Genomic DNA, 25,244 nt, shown 5'->3' on the forward strand with positions numbered 1-25,244 from the left:
CGGTCCCACCATTCTTCGCTTGTCCTCCTGGTGTCTCCTCCTTGTGGAGGTTAGCTTGCAACGGATGTGCCAAATTCGACCTTGCAAAAAAATCAAAGGGTTACGGGTCGACTTCCGTCGGTATCCGGACAAACTGTCCTGACAGCCCCGGACAAATTATCCGTGCCCAGCCAATCCGGCGGCGCATCTGCCGCCCCTGGCTTGTGCACTGCCGCCCGTCATGTCCTGAACAGCCCGCGATTGCCGAACAGCGGCGAGCGCTCAGCGATGCTGCCGGGCTCGGTATGGTAGCGGGCAATGCGCGCGACCTCGTCGGCAGCGCCAAACACCAACGGCACGCGCTGATGCAGGTCCTCCGGCTCTATATCCAGAATGCGGTCCACCGCGTCTGTTGCGCTGCCGCCGGCCTGCTCCAGCAGGATTGCGATCGGATTGGCCTCGTAGACGAGGCGCAGGCGGCCCTTCGCGTAACCGGTCCGCTTGTCGCCTGGATAGAGGAAGACGCCGCCGCGAACCAGAATTCTCCAGGTCTCTGCCACCAGCGACGCGACCCAGCGCATGTTGAAGTCCCTGCCGCGAGGACCATCCGTGCCCTTGAGGCAGTCGTCGACATACACCCGGACCGCATCGTTCCAGTGGCGATAGTTGGAGGCGTTGATGGCGAACTCCCGTACCTCGGTCTCGACACTGAAGTTTTCGTAGACCTGGAAGAACGTTCGCGCCGCGGGTGAGAAGACGAAGCCCTGCGTGCCATTGCCGAGCGTCAGCACCAGCGCGAACTGCGGCCCATAGATGAAGAAGCCGGCGGCAATCTGCCTGCTGCCTGGCTGCAGGAACGACGCGGCCAGATCGGCGTCCGGTCCGGTGATCGCCGGGAGGATAGAGAATATTGTGCCGATCGAGACGTTGGCATCGATGTTGGACGAACCGTCCAGCGGGTCGATAGCCAGCGCCAGCGGGGCAGAGGCCTTCAGGCGGATCGGCGCATCCTGTTCCTCGGAGGCGTAGAGCGCCACAGGCGCAAGGCGCGCCGCTTCCAAAAAGGCGTTGTCGGCAAAGACGTCGAGGGCACGCTGGACGTCGCCGCCGGCATTGGTATCGCCCTTCGAGGCGAGATCGCCCGCCGCGGCAAAACAGATCTGGCTTTGGATCTTCAGCGCGGCGGCGGCCAGCGTCCGCACGGTCTCGGCGACCGCTCGAGACCGGTCATCTCCCGTCTTGTCGTAAGCGGAAAGGAATTCATCCAGGGTCGACAGGCTCATGTGTCCGCTCCTCCCTTGCGCGGCGCCGACATCGCATCGGACCTGTGGTGAGTAAGCAGAGCGCGGATGGCAAAGTAAACTTTAATTAAGTTATGCTCTCAGTAAAAAAATCTTATCGGATGTGCACGCGTTTGCGTCAGTCGGCGGAATAGAGCTGCCTGACGAGCGGAAGGTAACCCGCACCCTTTCGGCCAAGGAACTCTTCGAAGGCAACCATGGCCGGCGTCACTGCGCGGTCGGCGCGGCTGACGGCAAACCATTGGCGGCGGATCGGCAATCCGACGACGTCAAGCAGCGCGAGTCGGCCGGCGTCGACTTCCCAGGAAACCGTGTGGGCGGAAATGAAGGCAACGCCGAGCCCCGCCATCACGGCTTGCTTGATGGTCTCGTTGGAGTCCATTTCCGTGCCTGGATCATCAAGCCGGCCCGGAATCTCTGCCAGGAAATGCTCGAAGGAAATGCGCGTGCCGGAGCCTCGCTCCCGGACGATGAAGTGCTCGCGCGCGATTTCCTCCTTCGAGATGTCGCGCTTGCCGGCGAGGGGATGGTCGGGAGCGGCGACGACGACCAGCGGATGATCGCCGAACAGCGTCGACCGCACCGGCAGATCGCGCGGCGGCCGGCCCATCAGGACCACATCGGCGCGGTGGTTCTTCAGGCTGTCTATGGTTTCGGCCCGGTTGCCGATGATGAGCTTCATGTCGACGCCGGGATAGTCGTGCATGAAGCCGGCAAAGAGCCTTGAGGCAAAGTACTTGGCCGTCGAGACGGCGCCGACGACCAGGCTGCCCTTGCGTACGCCCCTGATGGCGGCAATGTCGTCGGCAAGCACGCGCAGCCTTTCCTCGATCGTTTGTGCCGCGTCGATGAAGGCGAGGCCTGCGGCGGTCGGCCGCATGCCTTCCGACGTGCGGTCGAACAGAGCGACGCCGGCCTCGTCCTCGACTTGCTTGAGCTGCAGCGTCACGGCCGGAGCGGTGAGCCGCAACGCCTTGGCGGCGCTTACGATTTTGCCGTGTTCCTGGATCGCTGTCAGGGCCCTGAGCTGGCGCAGAGTAATGTTCTTCATGCCGCATAGTAAGATATTTTTACTGGATAGGTAAAGTAATTAAATTTTACTTTGCTCGCTCGTCGGTGCTTACTCCTGAGCACGAGGACCCGGCACTGCCCGAGCTCCTCGATGGGAGGAGAAATAAACGATGAGCACGCTGCCTCACGACGTCCTGCTTGTCTGCAAGCGGACACTCGCAACCGCGCCAATAGCCAAGGCCTTGTCGGTCCTTGGCCGCTTCGAACGGTCGAACATCGCCGGGCGCATGTCGCTCGCCGACCATCGCCGCCTGCGCCAAGCTTGAGGATTCGTCATGTCGGCCAAGCACCCAGTCATTTCGATCACGGGATCGTCCGGAGCAGGGACCACCTCCGTGAAGCGCATCTTCGAGCTGATCTTCCGCCGCGAGGAGATCAAGGCCGCCTTCATCGAGGGCGACGCTTTCCACCGCTACGACCGCGAGGCGATGAAGAAGAAGGTCGCCGAGGAGGAGAAGCGGGGGAATCCGAACTACACCCACTTCCACGTCGAAGCGAACGAGCTGGAGACGCTGCAGGAGATCTTCGAAGAGTACGGCCGCACAGGCACCGGCAGGACGCGCACCTACGTCCACGACGCAGAGGAGGAGAAGCTCTACGGCAACCCGCCCGGCACCTTCACCGCCTGGCGCGAATTCGAGCCCAGCGACCTGCTGTTTTACGAGGGCCTGCATGGCTGCGTGGTGACCGAGAAGATCAACCTGGCAAAGTATGCCGATCTCAAGATTGGGGTCGTGCCGGTGATCAATCTCGAATGGATCCAGAAGATCCATCGCGACCGGGCGACGCGCGGCTACTCCACCGAGGCCGTCATGGACGTGATCCTGCGGCGGATGCCCGACTACACGCGCTACATCGTGCCGCAGTTCTCGCAGACCAACATCAACTTCCAGCGCGTGCCGATCGTCGACACGTCAAATCCGTTCATCGCCCGCTGGATCCCGACGCCGGATGAATCGATGCTGGTGATCCGTTTCGCCAATCCGCGCGGCATCGACTTCCCGTACCTGCTGTCGATGATCCACGACAGCTTCATGTCGCGGGCCAATTCCATCGTCGTGCCGGGCAACAAGCTCGACCTGGCCATGCAGCTCATTTTAACGCCGCTCATCATGCAGCTGATCGAGCGCAAGCGGCGCACATCGTGAGGGAGGAAGCCATGAGCAGACAAGCAGCAGTCAAGGACGCAGCAGTCAAGGACGCGGGAACGGCAGTCGTCTCCGAACGCGATATGGCCAACGCCATCCGGGCGCTGGCGATGGATGCGGTGCAGAAGGCCAATTCCGGCCACCCCGGCATGCCTATGGGCATGGCCGACGCCGCAACTGTGCTTTTCGACAGGTTCATCAAGCTCGATCCGTCGAAGCCGGACTGGCCCGACCGCGACCGCTTCGTGCTCTCCGCCGGTCATGGCTCGATGCTGCAATACGCACTGCATTACCTCATCGGCTATGACGACATGCCGATCGAGCAGCTGATGCGGTTCCGCCAGCTTGGCAGCCGCACCGCCGGCCATCCGGAATACGGCCATGCCAAGGGCATCGAGACCACTACCGGCCCGCTCGGCCAGGGCATCTCGACCGCCGTCGGCATGGCGCTCGCCGAGCGCATGATGGCGACCCGCTTCGGCGCCGATCTCGTCGACCACTACACCTATGTGATCGCCGGCGACGGGTGCCTGCAGGAAGGCATTTCGCACGAGGCGATCGACCTCGCCGGCCATCTCAGGCTGAACCGGCTGATCGTCCTTTGGGACGACAATGCAATCTCGATTGACGGCCCGACGACGCTCTCGACCTCGACGGATCAGCTGGCGCGCTTTGCCGCCGCCGGCTGGAGCGTCACCCGCGTCGACGGCCACGACATGGAGGCAGTAGCGGACGCGATCGAAAAGGCCCGCCGCTCCGACAAGCCGTCGCTGATCGCCTGCAAGACCGTGATCGGCAAGGGAGCTCCCAATCTCGGCGGCTCGGAAAAGACGCATGGCGCCCCTTTGGGCGAAGCGGAAATCGCCGCCACGCGTGAAAACATTGGTTGGCCCTACAAGCCCTTTGAAGTGCCGCCCGACATCCTCGTTGCCTGGCGCGACATTGCCGAACGGGGACGGGTCGACCGCTTGGCCTGGGAAAAGCGACTGGCCGCCTCGCCGCAGCGCCAGTCGTTCGAGGCCGCCATCGCCGGCCGGCTGCCGGACGGCGTCTTCGACGCGCTCGCGGCGTTCCGGAAGGCGCATATCGAGGCTGCCACCAAGGTCGCCACTCGCAAGGCGTCGGAAATGGCGCTGGGGGTCATCAACGAGGCCACCGATCTGACCATCGGCGGCTCGGCCGATCTCACCCATTCCAACCTGACGATCACCAAAGGCATGGAGCGCATCCTGCCCGGCGACTATGCCGGCGATTACGTGCACTACGGCATTCGCGAGCACGGCATGGCAGCCGCCATGAATGGCATCGCGCTGCACGGCGGCTTCGTCCCCTATGGCGGCACGTTCCTCTGTTTCGCCGACTATGCGCGCGGCGCCATGCGGCTCTCGGCACTGATGGGGCAGCGCGTCATCTATGTGATGACGCACGATTCCATCGGTCTCGGCGAGGACGGTCCCACGCACCAGCCGATCGAGCATCTGGCAATGCTGCGCGCCACGCCGAACCTCAACGTCTTCCGCCCGGCCGATATCATTGAGACGGCGGAATGCTGGGAGCTTGCCTTGCAGGAGCGGGACCGCCCGAGCGTCCTGGTCCTGTCGCGCCAGAACCTGCCGATGCTGCGGCAGGCCTACACGGTCGACAATCTTTCGGCGCGCGGCGCCTATGTCCTGCGCGAGCCCGCCGGCCGGCGCGACGTGACGCTGATCGCCACCGGCTCAGAGGTCGAGATCGCGGTGTCCGCCGCCGAAAAGCTCAAGACCGAGCACGGCCTGGCCGCGGCGGTCGTCTCCATGCCGTGCTGGGAACTGTTCGAGGAACAGGACTCCGCCTACCGCGCCAAGGTGCTGGGCTCCGCGCCGCGCGTGGCCGTGGAGGCCGCCGCCCGCCTCGGCTGGGATCGCTGGATCGGCGACAACGGCGCCTTCATCGGCATGACCGGCTTCGGCGCCAGCGCGCCTGCTCCGGATCTTTACCGCCATTTCGGCATCACACCAGAGGCCGTGGTCGACGCGGCGCTCCAGCTCACCGGGAAGGAATAATTCACATGGTCCGCGTCGCCATCAATGGATTCGGCCGCATCGGCCGCAACGTCGTCCGCGCCATCTACGAGAGCGGCCGCAAGGACATCGACGTGGTCGCGATCAATGATCTCGGGCCGGTCGAGTTCAACGCGCATCTGCTACGTTACGACAGCGTCCACGGGCGCTTCCCATCCGAGGTCAAGGTCGAGGGCGATACGATCACGGTCGGGTCAGATACCTTCAAGGTGTTCGCCGAGCGCGACCCGGCAAACCTGCGCTGGCGCGATCTCGGCGTCGATGTCGTGCTCGAATGCACCGGTATCTTCACCTCGAAGGAGAAGGCTTCCGCGCATCTGACCGCCGGCGCCAAGCGGGTGCTGGTCTCCGCGCCGGCCGACGGCGCCGACCTTACCGTCGTCTTCGGCGTCAACCACGACAAAATCACCAGCAACGACATCGTCGTCTCGAACGCGTCGTGCACGACCAACTGCCTTGCGCCGGTGGCCAAGGTTCTCAACGACGCCTTCGGCATCGAACGCGGCTTCATGACGACGGTACATTCCTATACCGGCGACCAGCCGACGCTGGACACCATGCACAAGGACCTCTATCGCGCCCGCGCCGCCGCCCTATCCATGATCCCGACTTCGACGGGCGCGGCCAAGGCGGTGGGTCTGGTGCTGCCGGAGCTGAAAGGCAAGCTCGACGGCGTGGCGATCCGGGTACCCACCCCGAACGTCTCGGTGGTCGACTTCAAGTTCGTGCCGAAGCGCAAGGTGACCGCGGAAGATGTCAACGCGGCGCTGGTGGCGGCAGCCGATGGCCCGCTGAAGGGCATCCTCGCCTACACGAACGACAAGCTGGTTTCGTCCGACCTCAACCACGATCCGCATTCGTCGACCTTCGCGCTCGACCAGACCAAGGTGATCGACGGTCAGCTCGTGCGCGTCATGTCCTGGTACGACAACGAGTGGGGCTTCTCCAGCCGCATGGCCGACACCGCCGTTGCCATGGGGAGGGTGCTATGAGCGCGCTTCCCGACATCCGCGACGCCGACGTCAATGGCCGCACGGTCCTGGTGCGGGCCGACCTCAACGTTCCGCTGAAGAACGGCAAGGTTTCCGACGCCACGCGCATCCAGCGCTTCGCGCCCACGGTGCGCGATCTGCTTCAGCGCGGCGCTGCGGTGGTGGTGATGACGCATCTCGGCCGCCCCGGCGGCGAGTTTCATCCGGCCTATTCGGTCGAGCCGGTCGCCGAGGCGTTGGCAAGGGAGATCGGCCACGACGTCATCTTCGTCCCGGACTGCGTTGGAGCGGTGGCGGAACGGGCTGCCGGACATCTCGGGCAATTCCGGCAGGGCGAAGTGCTGCTTCTGGAGAACCTGCGTTTCCACAAGGGCGAGGAAGAGAACAGCCGCAACTTTGCGCTCAGGCTTTCGGTCAATGGCGACATCTACGTCAACGATGCCTTCTCATGCGCCCACCGCGCGCATGCCTCCACGCACGCCATCGCCCAGTTGATGCCGTCCTTTGCAGGGCCGTCCCTGCTGGAGGAGGTCGCCGCGCTGACGGCGGCTCTGGACAAACCGGTGCGTCCGGTCGCAGCTCTCGTCGGCGGCGCCAAGGTCTCGTCGAAGATTTCCATTCTGAAGAACCTGGCGACACGAATGGACCACCTGATCATCGGCGGCGGCATGGCCAACACCTTCCTTGCCGCGCAAGGGCACGATGTTGGCCGCTCGCTCCATGAGGCCGATTGCATTCCGATCGCGCTCGACATCCTGGCCGTCGCGGCAGCCAGCAACTGCCATATCCTTCTGCCGGACGATGTCGTCGTCGCCCGCAAATTCGCGGAGGACGAACCGTCAAGCGTGGTGGGCGTGGGAGAGATCCCGCCCGATATGATGGCGCTCGACGTGGGGCCACGAACCGTGGCCCGCATCGAGGCCGTGCTTGGCACGTGCCGCACGCTCCTGTGGAACGGACCGCTCGGGGCTTTCGAGACCCGGCCGTTCGGCGAAGCCACCTTCGCGGTGGCAAACAAGGCGGCGGAACTGACCGAGGCGGGCAAGCTCACCACCATTGCGGGGGGAGGCGATACCGCGGCCGCCCTCGCAGCCGCCGGCGTCGCGGATCGCATCAGCTATCTGTCGACTGCCGGCGGCGCCTTCCTGGAATGGCTCGAAGGCCGCGCGCTGCCCGGCATCGAGATATTGCGCACCAACACCAAACGACTGGAGGACGCTTGACCATGGCTAAGATCACACTTCGACAACTGCTCGATCATGCCGCCGAACATGGCTACGGCGTGCCTGCTTTCAACATCAACAACATGGAGCAGGGGCTTGCCATCATGGACGCCGCCAAGTCCGTCGACGCGCCGGTCATCATCCAGGCCAGCCGCGGCGCACGCTCCTATGCCAACGACATCATGCTGGCCAAGATGATGGAAGCGCTGTCGGAAATCTATCCCGACATCCCGCTCTGCATCCATCAGGACCACGGCAACAGCGAACCGACCTGCCTGTCGGCGATCCGCTACGGCTTTACCTCGGTGATGATGGACGGCTCGCTCAAGGCCGACGCCAAGACCCCGGCCGACTATGACTACAACGTGGAGATAACCGAGCGCGTCTCGCGCATGGCCCATTGGGTCGGTGCGTCGGTGGAGGGCGAGCTCGGCGTGCTGGGTTCGCTGGAGAGCGGCCAAGCCGAGGCCGAGGACGGGCACGGCGCCGAAGGCGCGCTGTCGCACGACCAGTTGCTGACCGATCCCGACCAAGCCGTCGATTTCGTCGCCCGCACCAAGGTCGACGCGCTTGCCATCGCCATGGGCACCTCGCACGGCGCCTACAAGTTCTCGCGCAAACCGGACGGCGACATCCTGGCGATGAACGTGATCGAGGAGATCCACCGCAAGCTGCCGAACACGCATCTCGTGATGCACGGCTCCTCTTCGGTGCCGCAGGAATTGCAGGATGTGATCAACAGATTTGGCGGCGAGATGCCGCAAACCTACGGCGTGCCGGTGGAAGAGATCGTGCGCGGCATCAAGCACGGCGTGCGCAAGGTCAACATCGACACGGATTGCCGCATGGCGATGACCGGACAGTTCCGCAGGATCGCGTCCGAGAACCCGCAGGAGTTCGATCCGCGCAAGTTCCTCAAGCCGGCAATGGATGCCATGCGCGACCTCTGCCGTGAGCGTTTCGAGCAGTTCGGCACAGCCGGCAACGCCTCGAAAATCAGGGTCGTCCCGCTCGACGAGATGGCCAGACGCTACGCCGCAGGAAAGCTTGATCCGCGCATCGCAGCCGCCAAGGCGGCATGAACCCGCTCGCACGACCACGACAAGGAGGAAGTGACATGACAAGTGATGCCAAGACTGAGATCAAGGGCAAGGAACGATACAAGGCAGGTGTCCTGAAATATGCCCAGATGGGCTACTGGAACGGCGACTACGTGCCGAAGGACACCGACCTGCTGGCGCTGTTCCGCATTACGCCGCAGGACGGCGTCGATGAGATCGAGGCAGCTGCCGCGGTGGCCGGCGAAAGTTCGACGGCGACCTGGACCGTGGTGTGGACGGATCGTCTGACGGCGTCCGACCAGTACCGCGCCAAGGCCTACCGGGTTGAACCGGTTCCCGGCCAGCCGGGGCAGTTTTTCTGCTGGGTCGCCTACGACCTCATCCTGTTCGAGCCGGGCTCGATCGCCAACCTGACGGCCTCGATCATCGGCAACGTGTTCTCCTTCAAGCCGCTCAAGGCCGCGCGCCTTGAGGACATGCGCTTGCCGACCGCCTATGTGACAACCTACAAAGGGCCGCCGACCGGCATCGTCGTCGAACGCGAGCGGCTCGACAAGTTCGGCAAGCCACTGCTCGGCGCCACGACCAAGCCGAAGCTCGGCCTGTCGGGCAAGAACTACGGCCGCGTGGTCTACGAAGGCCTCAAGGGCGGTCTCGACTTCATGAAGGACGACGAGAACATCAACTCGCAGCTCTTCATGCATTGGCGCGACCGCTTCCTTTACTGCATGGAGGCCGTCAACAAGGCCACGGCGGAAACCGGCGAGGTAAAGGGCCACTACCTCAACATCACTGCCGGCACGATGGAAGAGATGTACCGGCGCGCCGAATTCGCCCACGAACTCGGTTCGGTCATCGTCATGGTCGACCTGATCGTCGGCTGGACGGCAATCCAATCCATCTCGGAATGGTGCCGTCAGCACGACATGATCCTGCACATGCACCGCGCCGGGCATGGCACCTACACGAGGCAGAAGAACCACGGCATCTCCTTCCGGGTGATCAGCAAGTGGCTGCGCCTGGCAGGGGTCGACCACCTGCATACCGGCACATCTGTCGGCAAGCTGGAAGGCGACCCTATGACCGTCCAGGGCTTCTATAACATCTGCCGCGAAGGCAAGAACGAGGTCGACCTGCAGCGCGGGCTATTCTTCGAGCAGCCGTGGGCCGACCTTGCCAAGGTCATGCCTGTTGCCTCGGGCGGCATTCATGCTGGCCAGATGCACCAGTTGCTCGACATGTTCGGCGACGATGTCGTCCTGCAGTTCGGTGGTGGCACGATCGGCCATCCGATGGGTATCCAGGCCGGCGCTCAGGCCAACCGCGTCGCCCTGGAAGCCATGGTCCTGGCCCGCAACGAGGGCCGCGACATCAAGAACGAAGGTCCCGAGATTCTGCGCAAGGCCGCCAAGTGGTGCAAACCGCTTGAATCCGCGCTCGATACCTGGGGCAACATCACCTTCAACTATGCATCGACGGACACCTCGGACTTCGTTCCGACGCCGTCGGTTGCCATGTGATCCCAGCAACAGGAGGACAACGAGATGCGTATCACTCAGGGCTGCTTTTCCTTCCTGCCCGATCTGACCGACGAGCAGGTCACTGCTCAGGTCGAGTACTGCCTCGGACGCAACTGGGCTATCGGCATCGAGTACACCGACAGTCCGCATCCGCGGAACACCTATTGGGAAATGTGGGGGCATCCCATGTTCGACCTGAAGGACGCGAAGGGCGTGATGATGGAGCTCGCTGAGGCCCGCAAGGCCCATGGCGACAGCTACATCCGGCTCAACGCCTTCGATTCGACGCGCGGCTTCGAGACGGTGACGATGTCCTTCATCGTCAACCGGCCGAAGGTCGAGCCGAAGATCGAGCTGACCCGGACCGACATCCGGGGTCGGAGCCAGCGCTACTCCTGGAAGGTCGCGTGATGTGATCGACGGCCACCCTGGCAAGGCATTCCCCTGGCTTTGTTTCAGTGGGCGTGCCCAAGGCCGAGATGGCGGCCTCGGCCAGGGTGGGTGAACAAGGAACAGCAGACAACAGGGAGCCGCAGATCATGAGCGCCGAAACTCAGGCCGCGATCGACAATGACGGGTCGCCGAAGGTTGTCGACCTTAAGGCCGAATATGAAAAATCGGGCGTTGCCGAGGTGCTCGACGAGCTCGACCGCGAACTGATCGGGCTCAAGCCGGTCAAGCAACGCATCCGCGAGATCGCCGCGATGCTCGTGGTCGAGCGAGCGCGCAAATCGCTGGGCTTGACCCACGACACACCGACGCTGCACATGAACTTCGCGGGCAATCCCGGCACCGGCAAGACCACGGTGGCCATGCGGATGGCCAACATCCTGCATCGATTGGGCTATGTGCGAAAGGGCCATCTCGTCTCTGTGACGCGCGACGATCTCGTCGGGCAATATATCGGCCACACGGCGCCGAAGACCAAGGAAGTGCTCAAGCGCGCCATGGGCGGGGTGCTTTTTATCGACGAGGCTTATTACCTCTATCGGCCGGACAATGAACGCGATTACGGCCAGGAAGCCATCGAGATCCTGCTGCAGGTGATGGAGAACAACCGCGAGGACCTTGTAGTCATCATGGCGGGCTATGCCGACCGCATGGACAAGTTCTTCGAGAGCAATCCGGGCTTCCGCTCGCGCATCGCCCACCATATCGATTTTCCCGATTATTCGGACGACGAGTTGCTCGAGATTGCCGATGGCATGCTTGCCCAGCAGAACTACCGGTTCGACGAGAAGGCGCACGAACTGATGGCGCGCTACATCGAACTGCGGCGCCAGCAACCGCATTTTGCCAATGCGCGCTCGATTCGCAACGCGCTCGACCGGGCGCGGCTCAGGCAAGCCAACCGCCTCTTCGAGACTTCGACAGGTCCGCTCGATGCAGTGGCCCTGTCGACGATTTCGGCCGAGGACATAAGCGTGAGCCGGGTGTTCACCATGCCCGGAAACAAGGCCGCGAGCCCAGGGAGGGCCGACAAATGAGCAAGACCATCATAGCCCCGTCAATTCTTTCAGCGGACTTTTCGAAACTCGGCGAGGAAGTGGAGAGCGTCGTGCGCGCCGGCGCGGACTGGGTCCATCTCGATGTGATGGACGGTCACTTCGTGCCGAACATCACCTTCGGGCCGCCTGTCATCAAGGCGCTGCGCAACCGCACGGACAAAGTGTTCGACTGCCATCTGATGATCGCGCCGGCCGATCCCTATCTCGCCGCTTTCGCCGACGCTGGCTGCGACTACATCACCGTCCATGCCGAAGCTGGTCCGCATCTCGACCGCTCGCTGCAGGCGATCCGCAATCTCGGCAAGAAGGCCGGCGTGTCGCTCAATCCCTCGACGGCCGAAAATGTCATCGAATATGTGCTCGACAGGTTGGATCTCGTGCTTCTGATGACGGTCAATCCAGGCTTCGGCGGCCAGGCCTTCATCCCGGCGGTGGTGGAGAAGATAAGGCGCGTGAAGGCCCTGATCGGCGATCGGCCGATCGATATCGAGATCGACGGCGGCGTCACCCCGGAAACGGCTCCTCTGGTGACCGGCGCCGGCGCGAACGTCCTGGTGGCGGGATCCGCGGTGTTCAAGGGAGCGGCCGAGGAAGCCTACGCCAGGAACATCAAGGCCATCAGGGAGGCAGCCGACCACAGCGCGGGGGCGCGCGCGGCATGAGCGAACCGTCCAAGGCCTGGCGGCGTATCCAGCCCGCTGCTGTCCTTTTCGACCTCGACGGGACGCTGGTTGATTCCGCGCCCGATATCGCGGCGGCCGTGAATGAACTTCTGACGCAAGACGGGATCGAGCCTCATCCGGTCTCGGCGGTGCGCAAGATGATCGGCCACGGACTGGAGAAGCTGGTCGAGCGCGCATTCGAAGCCCGCAGCGTGACGCTTTCGTCGCAAGCGCTTGCTGGACGGCATGCCGCGATGAACAAAGTTTATGCTCGTCATCTCACTGATCTGACAACCCTGCGTCCCGGCTCGGCGGAGGCGGTACGCGCCGTGCGCGCCGACGGCATCGGTTGCGCCGTCGTCACCAACAAGCCGGAGGCATTTTCCTACACGATCCTTGCTCATTTCGACCTCTTGCCCGACATCGAAACCGTTGTCGGCGGCGACAGCGGCTATCCGAAAAAGCCGGCACCCGACATGCTCCTTGCCGCGTGCGATCGCCTAGGTGTGCCGCCCGGCGAAACGGTTCTCGTTGGCGACAGCGGTGCCGACCTCGCCTCGGCGCGGGCGGCAGGGATCGCCTGCATCCTGGTTCGCGGCGGCTATTGCGACCGGCCGGTGGACGAGCTCGGCGCCGACCTCGTGATCGCCGATCTCAACGCGCTGCCGGCGGTGCTCGGCCTGACGGAGGAGGCGAGCCCATGACGATCCGGGCACTCCTCTTCGACGTCGATGGGACATTGGCCGAAACCGAGGAGCTCCATCGCGGAGCCTTCAACACCGCCTTCATGGAACGTGGCCTTGGCTGGAAGTGGGACCGCGATCTCTATCGCGACCTGCTGCGCATCACCGGCGGCCGCGAACGCATCCTGGAATATGCGCGGCGCGTCGGCGCCCATGTTGATGCTGTGGCCATTCATCGACGCAAGACAGAGATCTACAACGAGCGGATCCAGGCAGGTTCGATCACGCTGCGGCCAGGCGTTGCCGCTCTCATCGACCATGCCCGTGGCAACGATCTGGCGCTGGCCATAGCGACCACGACCAGCCGTCCGAATGTAACAGCCCTGCTGGAGGCGACGCTCGGCCCTGGCTCCAGCGGCTGGTTCGCAAGCATCAGGACCGGCGAGGACGTCGAGGCCAAGAAGCCCGATCCCGAGGTCTATCGCCTCGTCCTGGCCGATCTCGGTCTCGAGGCGGGCGAATGCCTTGCCTTCGAGGACTCGCGCAACGGCCTGCTCGCAGCGAAAGAAGTCGGCCTGCGCACTGTCGTAACACCGAGCATCTACAGTGCAGACGACGACTTCGGCGGTGCCGATCTTCTTCTCGACACTGTCGAGGATCTGCTGAACGACCGGGATTTCCTGCAGTCCGGCAGTGACAAGATTGTGCTGTCGGGCAGCAGGTGGTGAGTCAGCTTGAGCGTCAGAACCTACCATGCGGATGCACCTGCGCCGCTTGGCTCGCCTGACCAATGGGCTTGTCAAGGAGGGTGGGGTCTAGGTCAATGCGGTCGCTTTGCAATTACGCCGACCATGGCCGCTGGCGTGATCGACAAGCTTTGGAAGATCGCAGACACCGTTGCGCCGATGCAGGCGCGGCAAGTCGCAAAGCCGACCGCGCGCGGCCCTACAGAAAATCTATCGCGTAAATGGAATTTTTTCGGTCGAGGGTTGAAATTTGCCAAAAAAAGAGAGGCTCGCACCCGCCAGGGAAGTGTCGAGCCCCCAAAGCCCAGAAAACAGCTAGTGCAACTCGCGCGGCGGATCGTCGCTTTCGCGCTTTTCGATCTCTCGATAGACAAGGATACGCATCACCATTTCGGCGCTGCCGGCAGGCGACCGTGACGGCAACACACCAAGGAGGTTTTCCAGCTCTTGTTGGTCTATGGTGGCGAGATAGCTCTTTATTGCCTCGATGCTATCACCAAGAATGGCAAGCAACCCTGTCGCTTTTTGCATCGTTTTTTGTAACCCGGCGCTAGAATATCGAGTGCCGGGCTGCAGGCCCGACAGCGAAGATTTGCGAGACTAAAGTAAGATCGTATCCACCGGCTTTGGCACTTCCGGCAAATCGGCTTCACCCAAGGCTTGTCGCAGGCTGATTTCGATCGATTTGGCGATGGCGGCTATCGGCAGGTCGTTCGGCAATGTTCCAAACGGCGCCTCCAGTTCATCGCCAAGTGCGTCCAGCCCGAAGAATGTGTATGCGACTACGCCGGCAGCGATGGGCGTAAGAGCACCGAGAACGTCGGCAAGACCGAAGGGCAGCATGAAGCAGAACAGATACGCCGTGCGGTGGAGCAGGAGCGTGTAGCCGAAAGGCACGGGGGTGTTGCGCAGGCGCTCGCAGCCGGCGAGCACGCCGTTCATTTCACCCAAGGTTCGATCGAAGAGCGAGAACTCTATGTCCGTGATGCTTCCCGTGCAGCGCAATTGCGCAAACGTTTCTCCCATCAGTTGCAAAATGTAATCAGGTGGATTGCGGGTTGTCGAAAGTAATTCCTTTTCCTCAGGCGAGAGCGTTGCTTCCGCAGTCTGATTGAGACGGTCATGGTAGCGCAAATGACGTACCAGCTCATCAACGAATACTATATTCAAATGAACAAGGCGGGAACGCGTGCCGGTGGCAATTCCGCCCTGCCTGGCCAGTACCATGGTCTGGCGGGCGAGATCTCGACTGGCGGCAAGCAGACGGCCCCAGAGCTTGCGGCCTTCCCACCAGCGGTCATAACAGGCGTTGTTGCGGAAGCCCAGGAAGATGGACAACGCGATCCCGACCAGCGAGAAAGGCGCACCGTCCACCAGCGGTATAAACTGCGGCTCGCGGCTATGTCCCCAGACGACGAGCGCCGACAGCGCCATGACGATCAGCACCCTGGGGTAGATCCGCCTGATGACGGAGCCTCGAATCTCCAGGAAGAGGGTCAGGAGGCCGGGCGTTTCGCGAACGATCATGCTTCATCCTGGTAATTGCCGGGGCGGCATGGCATCCATCACGGATGCAGCGCCCGCGAGATGTCAAAACAAAGCGGCGGTGCTCTTCAGCGTGTTCCAGACGCCCCAGAGGACCGGGAACCCGACCGCAGTCCAGGCAAGCAGCGCCTTGCCGTCGAGCCCACCCTTGCCGATGCCGAAGCCGCCGCTGGGGCCGGGCTGCGATACCGCGGATTTGGCTTGCAGGGCGGCGACCTCCTCATCCGACATGTACCATTTGTCGCTGAGCGGTCTCACGAACGTGTTGGCGATAAGGCCGAGCAGCAGGATGCCGGCCAGGATGTACATGGTGAAATCGTACACCTGCGCGCGCGGCACGCCCGCCGCGAGCTGAAACTCGCGGATGTAGTTCACGATGACTGGACCCAGGATGCCGGCCGTGGCCCAGGCCGTCAGCAATCGCCCGTGGATGGCACCGACGAACTGGGTTCCGAAAATATCCGCCAAGTAGGCGGGTATCGTGGCGAAGCCGCCGCCATACATGGACAGGATGATGCAGAAGATCGCCACGAACAGCACCTGGTTGCCCATATGCGCGGCGGTTGGAGCCAACGCATAGAGCGCGATGCCGAGGATGAAGAAGGTGTAATAGGTATTCTTGCGCCCGATCTTGTCCGAGAACGTCGCCCAGAAGAAACGCCCGCCGATGTTGAACAGTGAAAGCAATCCCGCAAATCCGGCCGCGATCGCCGCGATCGCTGCCTTTTGCTCGGCCGACAGGTCATTGAAGGCCAACTCCGGCTGGCCAAGCAGGCGACCGCCAAAGATTTCCTGGAGCATCGGCGAAGCCATGCCGATAACGCCGATGCCGGCCGATACGTTGAGGCAAAGGACAAGCCAGATCATCCAGAACTGCTTTGTTTTGTGCGCGTCGCGCAGATGCACGTTGCGGGTGGTTATCATGGACGTCTTTGTCGCGGATGGAGGCGCCCAGCCTTCGAGGCGCCATCCGGCCGGGGGGATCCGGTAGCCGAACGCACCGGCGATCATGAAGGTGAAGTAGATCGCGGCCATCACGACGAAGGTCTGCCAGACGCCGGCGGAATCCACGGTCTTGAAGTGGCTGATCAACAGATTGGCGAGCGGCGCGCCAATCATCGCGCCGCCGCCGAATCCCATGATCGCCATGCCGGTCGCCATCCCGCGCCGATCTGGGAACCATTTTATGAGCGTCGACACCGGCGAGATGTAGCCGAGGCCGAGACCGATGCCGCCGATCACGCCTGCGCCAAGCCACATCAGCCAGAGCTGGTGCACGACGATCCCGCTGGCCGCTATCAGCATTCCACCGCACCAGCAGCACGCCGCCACCACGGCGGCCTTGCGCGGCCCGACCCTCTCGAGCCAGCCGCCCCAGATCGCTGCGGAGCAGCCGAGCAACACGAAAAAGAGCGTGTAGATCCAGCCAAGGTCGGATATGCGCCAGTTACAGCTTGTCGTGAACAGCGCGGAAAGAAGGTTCAGGTCGGCGCACGCGGCCGGCTGTTGCGCATCGAGGACTTGTGACAAGGGCAGCCAGAAGACGCTGAAGCCGTAAGCCATGCCGATGCACAGATGTATCGCCAGCGCTGCAGGCGGCACCAGCCACCGGTTGAACCCGGGCCTGGCCACGATCCTCGCCCGGTCGAGCAGGCCGGCCTGCATCGGAAAATCCAACTCAATTTTAGCGTCGGTTGTCACAATGTTCCTCCCCGTTGCATTGGCCGTTCTGTGACGGTCGCTCGCCTTGGTGTTTTCAAGGCAGATACAGCCCTCGACCATTGACGACACGGACAAAGCAACAGGCGTGCCAGTTCAAATGGTAATATTATCAAGTACTTATTAGGCACCATTCTGCGACCTTGGACAGCCTGTCCACACTTGGTCGGACAAACTGTCTTCTGGCCGAGTGCCATCCGTGGGGCGGATCGGATGCAGTAGGGCTTTGGACGCTGAAGATAGTGTCGACGAACTGGGCGCAATAGTTCGCCGCTGCGGTCGGAGTGACAAAGCCGCGTGTCACCAGGAGCCTTTCCGTTGTCGCAAGAGCACCGTCGGGAAGTGGATCCTTAGGATCATTTCACCGTCGGGCGTCCTCCGTTGGAAAAGCTCGGAGCGTTTCCCTGTTCCAAGCCCTTTACGCCTGCCGAAAAGGCATCGTCTTTCCGGATCCTAACATCGGCCTGGAGCCGGGATAAGAAGAGCAAAGCCATCGCCATATTGGAGACCTCGTGGGTATGGACGCCTTCGCTCGTGCGCAATATGGATGGGATGTGGCCTGCGGTGGCGCTGAGATTTTCGCTGCGTCGCGAAGGCAGACGACGAGACTTTCGTTCAATGACGCTGCGCCGGGCGAGTAGGCCTTTTGATTGACGCCGCCCTGCAAAAGTGTCGATTTCAGGGGAACTGGTCATGACCGACAACAAACCGGCCGCAGACGTCACCAAAGATTGGCAAGCAACGCAGGGCCAAAAGTCCGCCGCGACGCGCCTCCGCCTTTTCGCCGCGCTCTCGTGGATTATCGCCATCGGCGGCGAGATTGCCGGGATCGTTTTGTTCTACAAGCATAAGTTCGATCAGGGAAACCTGCCGCTGCTGATCGGCATTCTGGTCGGAATCGCGATATTCGCGATCGCCGGCAACCTGCTGTGGAAGGCAGCCAACCGGCACGACCCGGCCCGGGCATCCGACACGGCCAGGTTCTTCTTCCAGAACCAGCTCGGCGCGATCATCACGCTGATCGCCTTCCTCCCGTTGATCTTCCTTATCCTCACCGACAAGAACATGGATCCGCAGACCAAGAAGGTAGCCGGCGGAGTCGGTGCTGCACTGGCCGTGCTTGCGACGGTAATGGGTGTCAGCTTCAAGCCCCCATCGGTCGAGCAGTACACCCAGGACATGAATGCGTGCGCGGCCCAGATCAGGGCCGGGCAGCCGACCACCGCCTGTTCGCCCGACGTCGCCGCCCAGGCTCAGGAAATCGCCGCGGATACCTCAGCGGTGACAGCGGCGACGAAGGACGCGAGTCACCCCGCCGGTCAGGATGTCGTTTACTGGATCGCGCCGGAAAACGGGGCCGCGAAGTCGTCGGAGCCGCATGTTTTCCATCTCTGCGCAGCCGTGAGCCCGCTGAAGGACAAGACCGTCAACAGCGGCTCCGTGACGGAGGCCTACGCGCAAAACGCCATCCGCATCACCAAGCAGATCGAGATGGAACAGAAGCAATGCGGGTTCACTGCCTCGTCGCAATGAGGATGTCCTTCGGCCGCCTGGATAGCAACCGGGCGGCATTGCACCTTCGATCCTTCGGAAACTGACTAGGGCGTTTCGCCGTTTCACGGAAAGGCGAAACGCCCTCTGTCTTGCGCATTGCCGGATGGAAGGCCGCGGCGAAAGCGCCGAGCCCGATCCGGGCGTCGTCGTCTACTTCTCCGAAACACCGGCCTCGGCGAAGCTCGCCATCTTCGCGTGGCATTCCAGCGCCGAGCGAACGATGTTGACGGCAAGGCAGGCGCCGGAACCTTCACCGAGCCGCATGCCGAGATCGAGCAGCGGCGGCAGGCCGAGCGCTTCGAGCAGGCGGCGGTGGCCAGCTTCGGCCGAGACATGGGCGGCGATGGTGTGGGCGAGGCCGGTCGGATGCAGCCGTGCCAGGGGTGCCGCGGCTGCGGTGCACACAAAACCGTCGAGCAGCACCGGCACGTTGTTCTTGCGCGCGGCGAGCGTGGCGCCGAGAATGGCGGCGAGCTCGCGTCCGCCAAGGGCAGCGGCAATCTTCAGCGGGTCGGAGAGCGAATCGGCGTGGCGCTTGAGGCCCGCCTCGATAGCGACCACCTTGCGCTTCATGCCCGCATCGTCGACGCCGGTGCCGCGTCCGGTCCATTTTTCCGCACCGCCGCCGAACAACGCCGTCGAGATCGCGGCCGCCGGGGTGGTATTGCCAATGCCCATCTCACCGAAGCAGACGAGGTCGAGGTCCTTGGTCACGGCGTCGTAGCCGGCTGAGACGGCGGCGAGGAACGCCTTTTCGTCCATCGCCGGAACCTGCGTGAAATCGCCGGTCGGATGGTCGAGGTCGAGCGGGATGACGTCCAGCTTGGCGCCGGCGATGCGGGCCAACTGGTTGATGGCCGCGCCGCCGCCGGCGAAATTCGCCACCATCTGGACTGTGACTTCGGAGGGATAGGCCGAGACGCCCTGAGCGGTGACGCCGTGATTGCCGGCAAAGACGAAGACCTTCACATGATCGAGCTTCGGCATGTCGCGGCCTTGCCAGCGGCCCAGCCAGGCGGCGATCGTCTCCAGCCTGCCAAGGCTGCCCGGCGGCTTGGTCAGTGTGTCCTGGCGGCGGGCGACGGCGCCGGCAGAGGTGTCGCTGCCGGCGGAGAGATCGAGGCAGGCGGCGCGAAGGTCTTCGAGTGATTTGAAGGACGTTGATTGGGAGGACATGGGGGCAAGGTCTCCGAAAGAGAATCAGGAAAGGCAAACGGAAGCGACAAGCAGCACCGCGATCTCGCCGAGCTGCTGCAGTGCGCCTATGGTGTCACCGGTCTGGCCGCCGATCTGGCTAAGGCAGAGCGAGCGGAAGGCGGCAAACAGCAAGCCGAGCAAGATGAGCGCCGCGATCGCGCCGCCGAGGCCGAGCGCCAGCAGCGCCACCGCGCCGAGCGCGGCACCGATGACGGCGGTCTCGGTGGTCACGGAGCCCGCATTGGCGGATAGGCCATCGGCTCGGGCCGGCGGCAGAAGATGCATGAAGACGCCGAACAGGCCGCGCGAGGCCGCATGCGCGGCAAGCAGCGCCAGGAAGATGTGGCTCGGACCGGCGAGTTCGGACAGCGCGCTCCAGCGGATGAGCAGCGACAGCCCAAGCGCGGCGGCGCCGTAGGCGCCGATGCGGCTGTCGCGCATGATCTCCAGTTTCCTGTCGCGCGTCTTGCCACCCCAAAAGCCGTCGGCGATGTCGGAAAGCCCGTCCTCGTGCAGGCAGCCGGTAGCGAGCATCGTCGCGGCGAGGGTGAGCGCCGCCGCCGGGCCGCCGGCAAGACCCAGACTGTAGGCGATGGCGTAGACGAGCGCGCCGGTGATCGCCACGGCGAGACCGGCGAAGGGCGCCGCCCAGATCGCATCCGCCAGGTTGCGGCCGCCGAAATCGCTCGAGGGCAGCCTTAGCCGGGTGAAGAAGACGAGGCTGAGGCCAATATCGTCAAGCAATTGCCTTGGTGCGGAAGGGCCGCTCATGCGCCCCTCGCAATGGCGTGGAAGAAGGTCCCGCTGACATGGCCGCGCCGGTAGCCTGAAGCGCCGAGCGGGTTGCCCTGGCCATCGGCAAGGTCGGCCAAGGGCTCGTCATTGCCGGTGGCGGTCATCTGCGCATAGTGGAATTCATGGCCGCGGATCAACGTGCCCTGCGGCCCTAACGGGCAGTCGGCACGCAGCCGCGCCTCGCGATAGCCAAGGTTCATCTTGCGCCTGGCGAAGCTGGTCGAATGGCCAAGCAGGCCGAGCATCCTGTGGCTTGTCCCCTCCGCGTCCTCCAGCACTTCGCCCAGCACCATGAAGCCGCCGCACTCGCCATGAACAGGCTTCGTCGCCGCAAAGCGCGCCATTGCCGCCTGGAAGTTCGTCGCGGCGGCAAGCTTGCCTGCATGCAACTCGGGATAGCCGCCAGGCAGCCAGCAGACCTCGCAGTCCTGCGAAGGCCCTTCGTCGGCAAGCGGCGAGAAAGGCACGATCTCGGCGCCGGCCTTGCCCCAATGCGTGGCGACATGCGGATAGAGGAAGGTGAAGGCGGCGTCCTCGGCCAGCGCGATGCGCTGCCCGGGCGGCTGCAGCGCGTCACCGAAGTCGCCGGCCGCCGGTTCGAGCGGTGTCGCCAGCGCCAGGATAGCGTCGATGTCGAGCGACTTTTCCACCATATCGGCCAGCCGGTCGAGATGCGCCATCAGGTTCTCGTATTCGCCGGCCTGGACGAGGCCTAGATGCCGCTCCGGCAGGTTGAGCGTCGGATCGCGCAGGATGGCGCCAACCACCGGCAGGCCGATAGCTTCGATCGCGTCGCCGGACAGCCGGCGGTGGCGTTCGCTGCCGAGGCGGTTGAGCACGACGCCGGCCATGCGCACATCCGGATCGTAGGTGGCAAAACCCTTGGCGACGGCGGCCGCTGTGGTCGACTGTCCGGAAACGTCGAGCACCAGCAGCACCGGCAGGCCGTAGAGCCGCGCAAGATCGGCGGCCGATCCCGAGCGGCCTTGCGGCGCGGGAATGCCGTCGAACAGGCCCATGGCGCTTTCGAGGATGACATATTCGGCGTCGTGCGCGGCCTGGGCCGCCAGCGCGTTGAGGAGGGGAGGCGACATCGCCCAGCTGTCGAGATTGACGCCGGACAAGCCGGTGGCGGCGGTGTGGAAGCCGGGGTCGATATAGTCCGGTCCGGACTTCGCGCCGCGCACTTTCAGGCCGCGCCGGGCGAGCGCGCGAAGCAGGCCGATGGTGACGCTGGTCTTGCCCGAGCCGGAGCGCGGCGCACCGATGATGATCGCGCGCGCCGTCATTCTTCGCCCGCCAATGCCGCGCGCATGGCGACGATGCCGCCGACCACGATCAGCGCCGGGGAGGCGAGTCCGGCCGCTGCGGCTTCGTCCGCTATGGTGGCGAGTGTGGCGACAACGATCCGCTCCTGTGGGGTGGTCGCAGCGACAATCACCGCGGCGGGTGTCGATGGCGCGAGACCGCCCTCGAGCAGCTTTGCCGCGATCACCGGCAGATTGGCCATGCCCATATAAACGACGACCGGCTGTCCGGTGCGGGCGATGGCTGCCCAATCGATGTCATCATCGGTGCCTGCGGCGTGGCCGGTCGCCAGGATGACGGCCTTGTTGATGCCTCGCATGGTGGCGGGAATGCCGGTGGCGGCCAATGCACTGAGGCCCGAGGTCAGGCCGGAAAGCACCCGGAACGGAATTTTTTCTCCTGCGAGCGCCAAGGCCTCTTCGCCGCCGCGGCCGAAAATATAGGGATCGCCGCCCTTAAGCCGCACGACGCGGCGACCTTGGCGCGCCAGCCGCACCAGCAGGGCGTTGATGTCGTCCTGTTTCATCGAGGGCTGGCCGCCGCGCTTTCCGGCGTAGAAGAGCTCGGCGCCCTGGGCTACCGCCACGACTTCGGGCGAGACCAGCGCGTCGTAGACCAGCGCGTCGCATTGTCCGAGCGCGGCCAGCACTTCCAGCGTCAGGCAGCCGGGGTCGCCGGGGCCGGCGCCGGCCAGCCAGACATGGCCGGGTTCCAGCTCACGCGGCTTGAAGTTCAGCCGCGCCAACGCCTGCTCAACCGTAGCCCGTCCGTTCATGTTGGCGCTGCCGTTCACAATCCGTCCCGTCCGCGAAAACGCCGCTGGTAGTGGGCGTCGTAGAGTGAGCTTTCGCCGAAATCCTGCGCCGCGAGCGCGCTGCCGACGAAGATGATCGCCGTGCGCTCCATCGGGTTTTCCGCCAATTGCGCTTCGATGGTGCCGAGCGTGCCGGTCAGGATGCGCTCGTCCGGCCAGGAGGCGCGGAAGACGACCGCGACCGGACACTCGGCGCCGTAAAGCGGCGTGAGATCGGCGACGATGCGGTCGATGGCATGGATGGCAAGATGGATGGCAAGCGTCGCGCCGGTGCGGCCGAAGCCGGCCAGCGTCTCGCCTGGCGGCATTTTCGAGGCGCGGCCGGAAACGCGGGTCAGCACCAGGCTTTGCGCGAGCTCGGGAATGGTGAGCTCGCGGCGCAGTGCCGCCGCCGCCGCCGCGAAGGACGGCACGCCTGGGGTGAGCGTATAGGGGATGCCGTGCTTTTCCAGCCGCCTGATCTGTTCGGCTACCGCGCTCCAAACGGAGAGGTCGCCGGAATGCAGGCGCGCAACATCCTGGCCGGCCTTGTGGGCGGCGACATATTCAGCCTCGATCTCGTCGAGCGACATCGGCGCGGTGTCAATCAACTTGGTGCCGGGTGTGCAATGTTCGAGCAGCTCCGGCGCGACGATCGAGCCCGCATGGAGGCAGACCGGGCAACTGGCCAGCAGCCGCGCGCCGCGAAGCGTGATGAGGTCGGCCGCTCCTGGACCCGCGCCGATGAAATGGACGGTCATGGCGCGTCTCCGCTGATGGCGATCGCGCAGGTGACCGGACCAAGCACCGTGCGAGGTCCGAGCAGTCTTGCACCGGCTCCGGCAACGGCGAGGGCGGACGCCTCCGAAACCGACGGCGTGCCGGCGCGGCTCTGCGAGAGATCGCAACGGCTGCGAGCGCCAGGCGAGGCCAGCTGCAGGACCCTGTCATCGGCGATGACCACCGGCAGGTTGAGCGCGCGGCCGGCGGCGGAGATCGCCGCCTCATCCTTCTTGAGCGGGGCGGTCGCCAGCGCCGAAAGCGCCGTCATCGCGAGGCCATGCGCCTCAAGCGCGGTCTCAATCGCCGCCAAAACTTCTTCGACGCTCACGCCTTTGCGGCTGCCGATGCCCGCGACCATCATGGTTTTGTCCAGCTCCACTGGGTGACTGGCATGGCCGGGCGCCAGCCCTGCATGGAGCCGACTGGTGCGGCGCGCGACAGGGCGATGCGGGTGAGGTCGCCGCCGCGCCTGTTGTGCTGGTCGAGCAGCAGCGCCTCCATCTCCAGCGTCACCGCATTGGCGACCAGCCGACCGCCGGGACGGAGCGCCTTGATCGCCTTCTCCAGCACGCCGGCATCGCTGCCGCCGCCGCCGATTAAGATCGCATCCGGCGTCTCCAGTTTGGCAAAGGCCTTGGGTGCTGTGCCTTCGACCACGACAAGGCCGGGCACGCCGCAATGCGTGGCATTGCGGGCGATGCGGGCGGCGCGCTCGCCGTTGGCTTCGATGGCCATGGCGCGCAGCGAGGGATGCGCCAGCATCCATTCGATGCCGATCGAGCCGGAGCCTGCGCCGATGTCCCACAGCAGCTCGCCGCGCCGTGGCGCCAGCGCCGACAGCGTGATGGCGCGGATCTCGCGCTTGGTGATCTGCCCGTCATGCTCGAACAGATGGTCGGCGAGGCCGACGGTCAGAGGCAGGATGCGCGCATCCGGCGTCGTTTCAATTTCAAGCGCCAGCACGTTGAGCGGGTTGATATTTTTGAGATCGAAAGCATCTGCGCGAGCGACGCGGTGCGCCTCATCGGGGCCGCCGAGCGCTTCGAGCACCGTCAGCCGCGACGGGCCGAAGCCGAGTTCGTCGAGCAGTCCGGCGATGGCCTCCGGTGCCTCGCTGTCGGAGGTCAGCGCCAGGATACGCGCGCCCGGATGGAGCAGTGGCCGGATCAGGTCGATCGAATGGCCGTGCAGCGAGATGGTCTCGACGTCCTGCAACGCCCAGCCGAGACGGGAGGCGGCCAGCGAGAGCGACGACGGCGCTGGGAGAACGAGCATCTCATCCGGCTTCACCTTGCGCGCGAGCGTGACGCCGACGCCGTGAAAGAACGGGTCGCCGGACGCGAGCACGCAGATTTCTTTGCCCTTGAGCGCCAGCACGTCGCGCATTTCGGCATCGAAGGGCGTCGGCCATGAGCGGGTTTCGCCGTTGGCCAGGGACGAGACGAGGGCGAGATGCCGCTTGCCGCCGAATACCACCTCAGCCTGCGCGATGCGCTGCTTGGCCTCGTCGCCGAGACCCGCTACACCGTCCTCGCCGATGCCGACGATGGTGAGCCATTTTGAGGCGGGCTTGGCGCGCGGACCCTTAGCAGGCAT

25 protein-coding genes are annotated in these 25,244 nt (G+C 64.1%); 13 read left to right on the forward strand and 12 right to left on the reverse strand.

What is annotated here, in order from left to right; all coding sequences use genetic code 11:
• Positions 1 to 218 precede the first annotated feature (218 nt).
• Both DPM35_RS10990 and DPM35_RS10995 read right to left on the reverse strand, forming a co-directional pair.
• A complete protein-coding gene (locus DPM35_RS10990) occupies positions 219 to 1,262 on the reverse strand; it encodes a class 1 fructose-bisphosphatase (protein ID WP_112127317.1) in 1,044 nt (347 codons plus the stop codon).
• A 136-nt stretch (positions 1,263 to 1,398) separates the two neighbouring features.
• Complete coding sequence (locus tag DPM35_RS10995; protein WP_112127318.1) at positions 1,399 to 2,331, reverse strand: LysR family transcriptional regulator; 933 nt, start codon at positions 2,329 to 2,331, stop codon at positions 1,399 to 1,401.
• Positions 2,332 to 2,461: 130 nt separating this feature from the next.
• Here DPM35_RS10995 and DPM35_RS32390 point away from each other — a divergent pair, with 130 nt between their 5' ends.
• The 12 genes from DPM35_RS32390 to DPM35_RS11050 all read left to right on the forward strand — a co-directional run bounded on the left by DPM35_RS32390 (position 2,462) and on the right by DPM35_RS11050 (position 13,936).
• Positions 2,462 to 2,617 carry a hypothetical protein gene (locus tag DPM35_RS32390; protein ID WP_181591988.1) on the forward strand — a complete coding sequence of 52 codons (156 nt, stop codon included), beginning with the start codon at positions 2,462 to 2,464 and terminating at the stop codon, positions 2,615 to 2,617.
• Between the two features lie 9 nt (positions 2,618 to 2,626).
• Positions 2,627 to 3,499, forward strand: coding sequence for a phosphoribulokinase (locus DPM35_RS11000; protein WP_112127319.1), 873 nt, complete (start codon positions 2,627 to 2,629; stop codon positions 3,497 to 3,499).
• Positions 3,500 to 3,510: 11 nt separating this feature from the next.
• The gene (gene tkt, locus DPM35_RS11005) at positions 3,511 to 5,541 is read left to right on the forward strand and encodes a transketolase (protein WP_112127320.1); all 2,031 of its coding nucleotides are present in this window, start codon (positions 3,511 to 3,513) and stop codon (positions 5,539 to 5,541) included.
• A 5-nt stretch (positions 5,542 to 5,546) separates the two neighbouring features.
• Positions 5,547 to 6,551, forward strand: coding sequence for a type I glyceraldehyde-3-phosphate dehydrogenase (gap, locus tag DPM35_RS11010; RefSeq protein ID WP_112127321.1), 1,005 nt, complete (start codon positions 5,547 to 5,549; stop codon positions 6,549 to 6,551).
• The gene (locus DPM35_RS11015) at positions 6,548 to 7,774 is read left to right on the forward strand and encodes a phosphoglycerate kinase (RefSeq protein WP_112127322.1); all 1,227 of its coding nucleotides are present in this window, start codon (positions 6,548 to 6,550) and stop codon (positions 7,772 to 7,774) included. The genes gap and DPM35_RS11015 overlap by 4 nt, the downstream gene beginning before the upstream one ends.
• 2 nt (positions 7,775 to 7,776) lie before the next feature.
• A complete protein-coding gene (fba, locus tag DPM35_RS11020) occupies positions 7,777 to 8,856 on the forward strand; it encodes a class II fructose-bisphosphate aldolase (protein WP_112127770.1) in 1,080 nt (359 codons plus the stop codon).
• Between the two features lie 35 nt (positions 8,857 to 8,891).
• Complete coding sequence (locus DPM35_RS11025; protein ID WP_112127323.1) at positions 8,892 to 10,355, forward strand: form I ribulose bisphosphate carboxylase large subunit; 1,464 nt, start codon at positions 8,892 to 8,894, stop codon at positions 10,353 to 10,355.
• A 24-nt stretch (positions 10,356 to 10,379) separates the two neighbouring features.
• A complete protein-coding gene (locus DPM35_RS11030) occupies positions 10,380 to 10,766 on the forward strand; it encodes a ribulose bisphosphate carboxylase small subunit (protein WP_112127324.1) in 387 nt (128 codons plus the stop codon).
• Positions 10,767 to 10,894: 128 nt separating this feature from the next.
• The gene (cbbX, locus tag DPM35_RS11035; protein WP_112127771.1) at positions 10,895 to 11,842 is read left to right on the forward strand and encodes a CbbX protein; all 948 of its coding nucleotides are present in this window, start codon (positions 10,895 to 10,897) and stop codon (positions 11,840 to 11,842) included.
• The gene (gene rpe, locus DPM35_RS11040) at positions 11,839 to 12,525 is read left to right on the forward strand and encodes a ribulose-phosphate 3-epimerase (protein WP_112127325.1); all 687 of its coding nucleotides are present in this window, start codon (positions 11,839 to 11,841) and stop codon (positions 12,523 to 12,525) included. Before cbbX ends, rpe begins: the two co-directional genes overlap by 4 nt.
• Positions 12,522 to 13,229 carry a phosphoglycolate phosphatase gene (gene gph / locus DPM35_RS11045; RefSeq protein ID WP_112127326.1) on the forward strand — a complete coding sequence of 236 codons (708 nt, stop codon included), beginning with the start codon at positions 12,522 to 12,524 and terminating at the stop codon, positions 13,227 to 13,229. The genes rpe and gph overlap by 4 nt, the downstream gene beginning before the upstream one ends.
• Positions 13,226 to 13,936: an HAD-IA family hydrolase gene (locus tag DPM35_RS11050; RefSeq protein WP_112127327.1), complete on the forward strand. Its 711-nt coding sequence runs from the start codon at positions 13,226 to 13,228 to the stop codon at positions 13,934 to 13,936. Before gph ends, DPM35_RS11050 begins: the two co-directional genes overlap by 4 nt.
• A 333-nt stretch (positions 13,937 to 14,269) precedes the next feature.
• Here DPM35_RS11050 and DPM35_RS11055 read toward each other — a convergent pair whose 3' ends face one another.
• The 3 genes from DPM35_RS11055 to DPM35_RS11065 form a co-directional block, all read right to left on the reverse strand.
• Positions 14,270 to 14,485 carry a hypothetical protein gene (locus DPM35_RS11055; protein WP_112127328.1) on the reverse strand — a complete coding sequence of 72 codons (216 nt, stop codon included), beginning with the start codon at positions 14,483 to 14,485 and terminating at the stop codon, positions 14,270 to 14,272.
• Between the two features lie 69 nt (positions 14,486 to 14,554).
• Complete coding sequence (locus DPM35_RS11060) at positions 14,555 to 15,481, reverse strand: bestrophin family protein (protein WP_112127329.1); 927 nt, start codon at positions 15,479 to 15,481, stop codon at positions 14,555 to 14,557.
• A gap of 63 nt (positions 15,482 to 15,544) precedes the next feature.
• Positions 15,545 to 17,164, reverse strand: coding sequence for an OFA family MFS transporter (locus tag DPM35_RS11065; protein ID WP_112127772.1), 1,620 nt, complete (start codon positions 17,162 to 17,164; stop codon positions 15,545 to 15,547).
• Between the two features lie 747 nt (positions 17,165 to 17,911).
• Here DPM35_RS11065 and DPM35_RS11075 point away from each other — a divergent pair.
• Positions 17,912 to 18,751 carry a hypothetical protein gene (locus DPM35_RS11075; protein ID WP_112127331.1) on the forward strand — a complete coding sequence of 280 codons (840 nt, stop codon included), beginning with the start codon at positions 17,912 to 17,914 and terminating at the stop codon, positions 18,749 to 18,751.
• A 171-nt stretch (positions 18,752 to 18,922) separates the two neighbouring features.
• Here DPM35_RS11075 and cobT read toward each other — a convergent pair whose 3' ends face one another.
• Genes cobT through cbiE form a run of 7 tightly spaced genes read right to left on the reverse strand, consistent with a single transcriptional unit; the run spans position 18,923 to position 25,244 of the window.
• Positions 18,923 to 19,948 carry a nicotinate-nucleotide--dimethylbenzimidazole phosphoribosyltransferase gene (gene cobT / locus DPM35_RS11080; protein WP_112127332.1) on the reverse strand — a complete coding sequence of 342 codons (1,026 nt, stop codon included), beginning with the start codon at positions 19,946 to 19,948 and terminating at the stop codon, positions 18,923 to 18,925.
• 24 nt (positions 19,949 to 19,972) lie between these two features.
• A complete protein-coding gene (locus DPM35_RS11085; RefSeq protein WP_112127333.1) occupies positions 19,973 to 20,740 on the reverse strand; it encodes an adenosylcobinamide-GDP ribazoletransferase in 768 nt (255 codons plus the stop codon).
• Positions 20,737 to 22,053 carry a cobyrinic acid a,c-diamide synthase CobB gene (locus tag DPM35_RS11090; RefSeq protein WP_112127334.1) on the reverse strand — a complete coding sequence of 439 codons (1,317 nt, stop codon included), beginning with the start codon at positions 22,051 to 22,053 and terminating at the stop codon, positions 20,737 to 20,739. The genes DPM35_RS11085 and DPM35_RS11090 overlap by 4 nt, the downstream gene beginning before the upstream one ends.
• Positions 22,050 to 22,847: a uroporphyrinogen-III C-methyltransferase gene (gene cobA, locus DPM35_RS11095; protein ID WP_112127773.1), complete on the reverse strand. Its 798-nt coding sequence runs from the start codon at positions 22,845 to 22,847 to the stop codon at positions 22,050 to 22,052. The genes DPM35_RS11090 and cobA overlap by 4 nt, the downstream gene beginning before the upstream one ends.
• Positions 22,848 to 22,861: 14 nt before the next feature.
• Complete coding sequence (gene cobM, locus DPM35_RS11100; RefSeq protein ID WP_112127335.1) at positions 22,862 to 23,626, reverse strand: precorrin-4 C(11)-methyltransferase; 765 nt, start codon at positions 23,624 to 23,626, stop codon at positions 22,862 to 22,864.
• Positions 23,623 to 24,009, reverse strand: coding sequence for a cobalamin biosynthesis protein (locus tag DPM35_RS11105; RefSeq protein ID WP_112127336.1), 387 nt, complete (start codon positions 24,007 to 24,009; stop codon positions 23,623 to 23,625). The genes cobM and DPM35_RS11105 overlap by 4 nt, the downstream gene beginning before the upstream one ends.
• Positions 24,006 to 25,244, reverse strand: coding sequence for a precorrin-6y C5,15-methyltransferase (decarboxylating) subunit CbiE (gene cbiE, locus DPM35_RS11110; RefSeq protein WP_112127774.1), 1,239 nt, complete (start codon positions 25,242 to 25,244; stop codon positions 24,006 to 24,008). Before cbiE ends, DPM35_RS11105 begins: the two co-directional genes overlap by 4 nt.

The sequence above is a fragment of the Mesorhizobium atlanticum genome (assembly GCF_003289965.1).
Lineage (GTDB): Bacteria > Pseudomonadota > Alphaproteobacteria > Rhizobiales > Rhizobiaceae > Mesorhizobium > Mesorhizobium atlanticum.

Excerpts from the sequence above, each read along its gene's own strand:
- DPM35_RS10990 (WP_112127317.1), bottom strand. The coding sequence starts at position 1,262 with ATGAGCCTGTCGACCCTGGATGAATTCCTTTCCGCTTACGACAAGACG.
- DPM35_RS10995 (WP_112127318.1), bottom strand. The coding sequence starts at position 2,331 with ATGAAGAACATTACTCTGCGCCAGCTCAGGGCCCTGACAGCGATCCAG.
- DPM35_RS32390 (WP_181591988.1), top strand. The coding sequence starts at position 2,462 with ATGAGCACGCTGCCTCACGACGTCCTGCTTGTCTGCAAGCGGACACTC.
- DPM35_RS11000 (WP_112127319.1), top strand. The coding sequence starts at position 2,627 with ATGTCGGCCAAGCACCCAGTCATTTCGATCACGGGATCGTCCGGAGCA.
- tkt (WP_112127320.1), top strand. The coding sequence starts at position 3,511 with ATGAGCAGACAAGCAGCAGTCAAGGACGCAGCAGTCAAGGACGCGGGA.
- gap (WP_112127321.1), top strand. The coding sequence starts at position 5,547 with ATGGTCCGCGTCGCCATCAATGGATTCGGCCGCATCGGCCGCAACGTC.
- DPM35_RS11015 (WP_112127322.1), top strand. The coding sequence starts at position 6,548 with ATGAGCGCGCTTCCCGACATCCGCGACGCCGACGTCAATGGCCGCACG.
- fba (WP_112127770.1), top strand. The coding sequence starts at position 7,777 with ATGGCTAAGATCACACTTCGACAACTGCTCGATCATGCCGCCGAACAT.
- DPM35_RS11025 (WP_112127323.1), top strand. The coding sequence starts at position 8,892 with ATGACAAGTGATGCCAAGACTGAGATCAAGGGCAAGGAACGATACAAG.
- DPM35_RS11030 (WP_112127324.1), top strand. The coding sequence starts at position 10,380 with ATGCGTATCACTCAGGGCTGCTTTTCCTTCCTGCCCGATCTGACCGAC.
- cbbX (WP_112127771.1), top strand. The coding sequence starts at position 10,895 with ATGAGCGCCGAAACTCAGGCCGCGATCGACAATGACGGGTCGCCGAAG.
- rpe (WP_112127325.1), top strand. The coding sequence starts at position 11,839 with ATGAGCAAGACCATCATAGCCCCGTCAATTCTTTCAGCGGACTTTTCG.
- gph (WP_112127326.1), top strand. The coding sequence starts at position 12,522 with ATGAGCGAACCGTCCAAGGCCTGGCGGCGTATCCAGCCCGCTGCTGTC.
- DPM35_RS11050 (WP_112127327.1), top strand. The coding sequence starts at position 13,226 with ATGACGATCCGGGCACTCCTCTTCGACGTCGATGGGACATTGGCCGAA.
- DPM35_RS11055 (WP_112127328.1), bottom strand. The coding sequence starts at position 14,485 with ATGCAAAAAGCGACAGGGTTGCTTGCCATTCTTGGTGATAGCATCGAG.
- DPM35_RS11060 (WP_112127329.1), bottom strand. The coding sequence starts at position 15,481 with ATGATCGTTCGCGAAACGCCCGGCCTCCTGACCCTCTTCCTGGAGATT.
- DPM35_RS11065 (WP_112127772.1), bottom strand. The coding sequence starts at position 17,164 with ATGCAGGCCGGCCTGCTCGACCGGGCGAGGATCGTGGCCAGGCCCGGG.
- DPM35_RS11075 (WP_112127331.1), top strand. The coding sequence starts at position 17,912 with ATGACCGACAACAAACCGGCCGCAGACGTCACCAAAGATTGGCAAGCA.
- cobT (WP_112127332.1), bottom strand. The coding sequence starts at position 19,948 with ATGTCCTCCCAATCAACGTCCTTCAAATCACTCGAAGACCTTCGCGCC.
- DPM35_RS11085 (WP_112127333.1), bottom strand. The coding sequence starts at position 20,740 with ATGAGCGGCCCTTCCGCACCAAGGCAATTGCTTGACGATATTGGCCTC.
- DPM35_RS11090 (WP_112127334.1), bottom strand. The coding sequence starts at position 22,053 with ATGACGGCGCGCGCGATCATCATCGGTGCGCCGCGCTCCGGCTCGGGC.
- cobA (WP_112127773.1), bottom strand. The coding sequence starts at position 22,847 with ATGAACGGACGGGCTACGGTTGAGCAGGCGTTGGCGCGGCTGAACTTC.
- cobM (WP_112127335.1), bottom strand. The coding sequence starts at position 23,626 with ATGACCGTCCATTTCATCGGCGCGGGTCCAGGAGCGGCCGACCTCATC.
- DPM35_RS11105 (WP_112127336.1), bottom strand. The coding sequence starts at position 24,009 with ATGATGGTCGCGGGCATCGGCAGCCGCAAAGGCGTGAGCGTCGAAGAA.
- cbiE (WP_112127774.1), bottom strand. The coding sequence starts at position 25,244 with ATGCCTGCTAAGGGTCCGCGCGCCAAGCCCGCCTCAAAATGGCTCACC.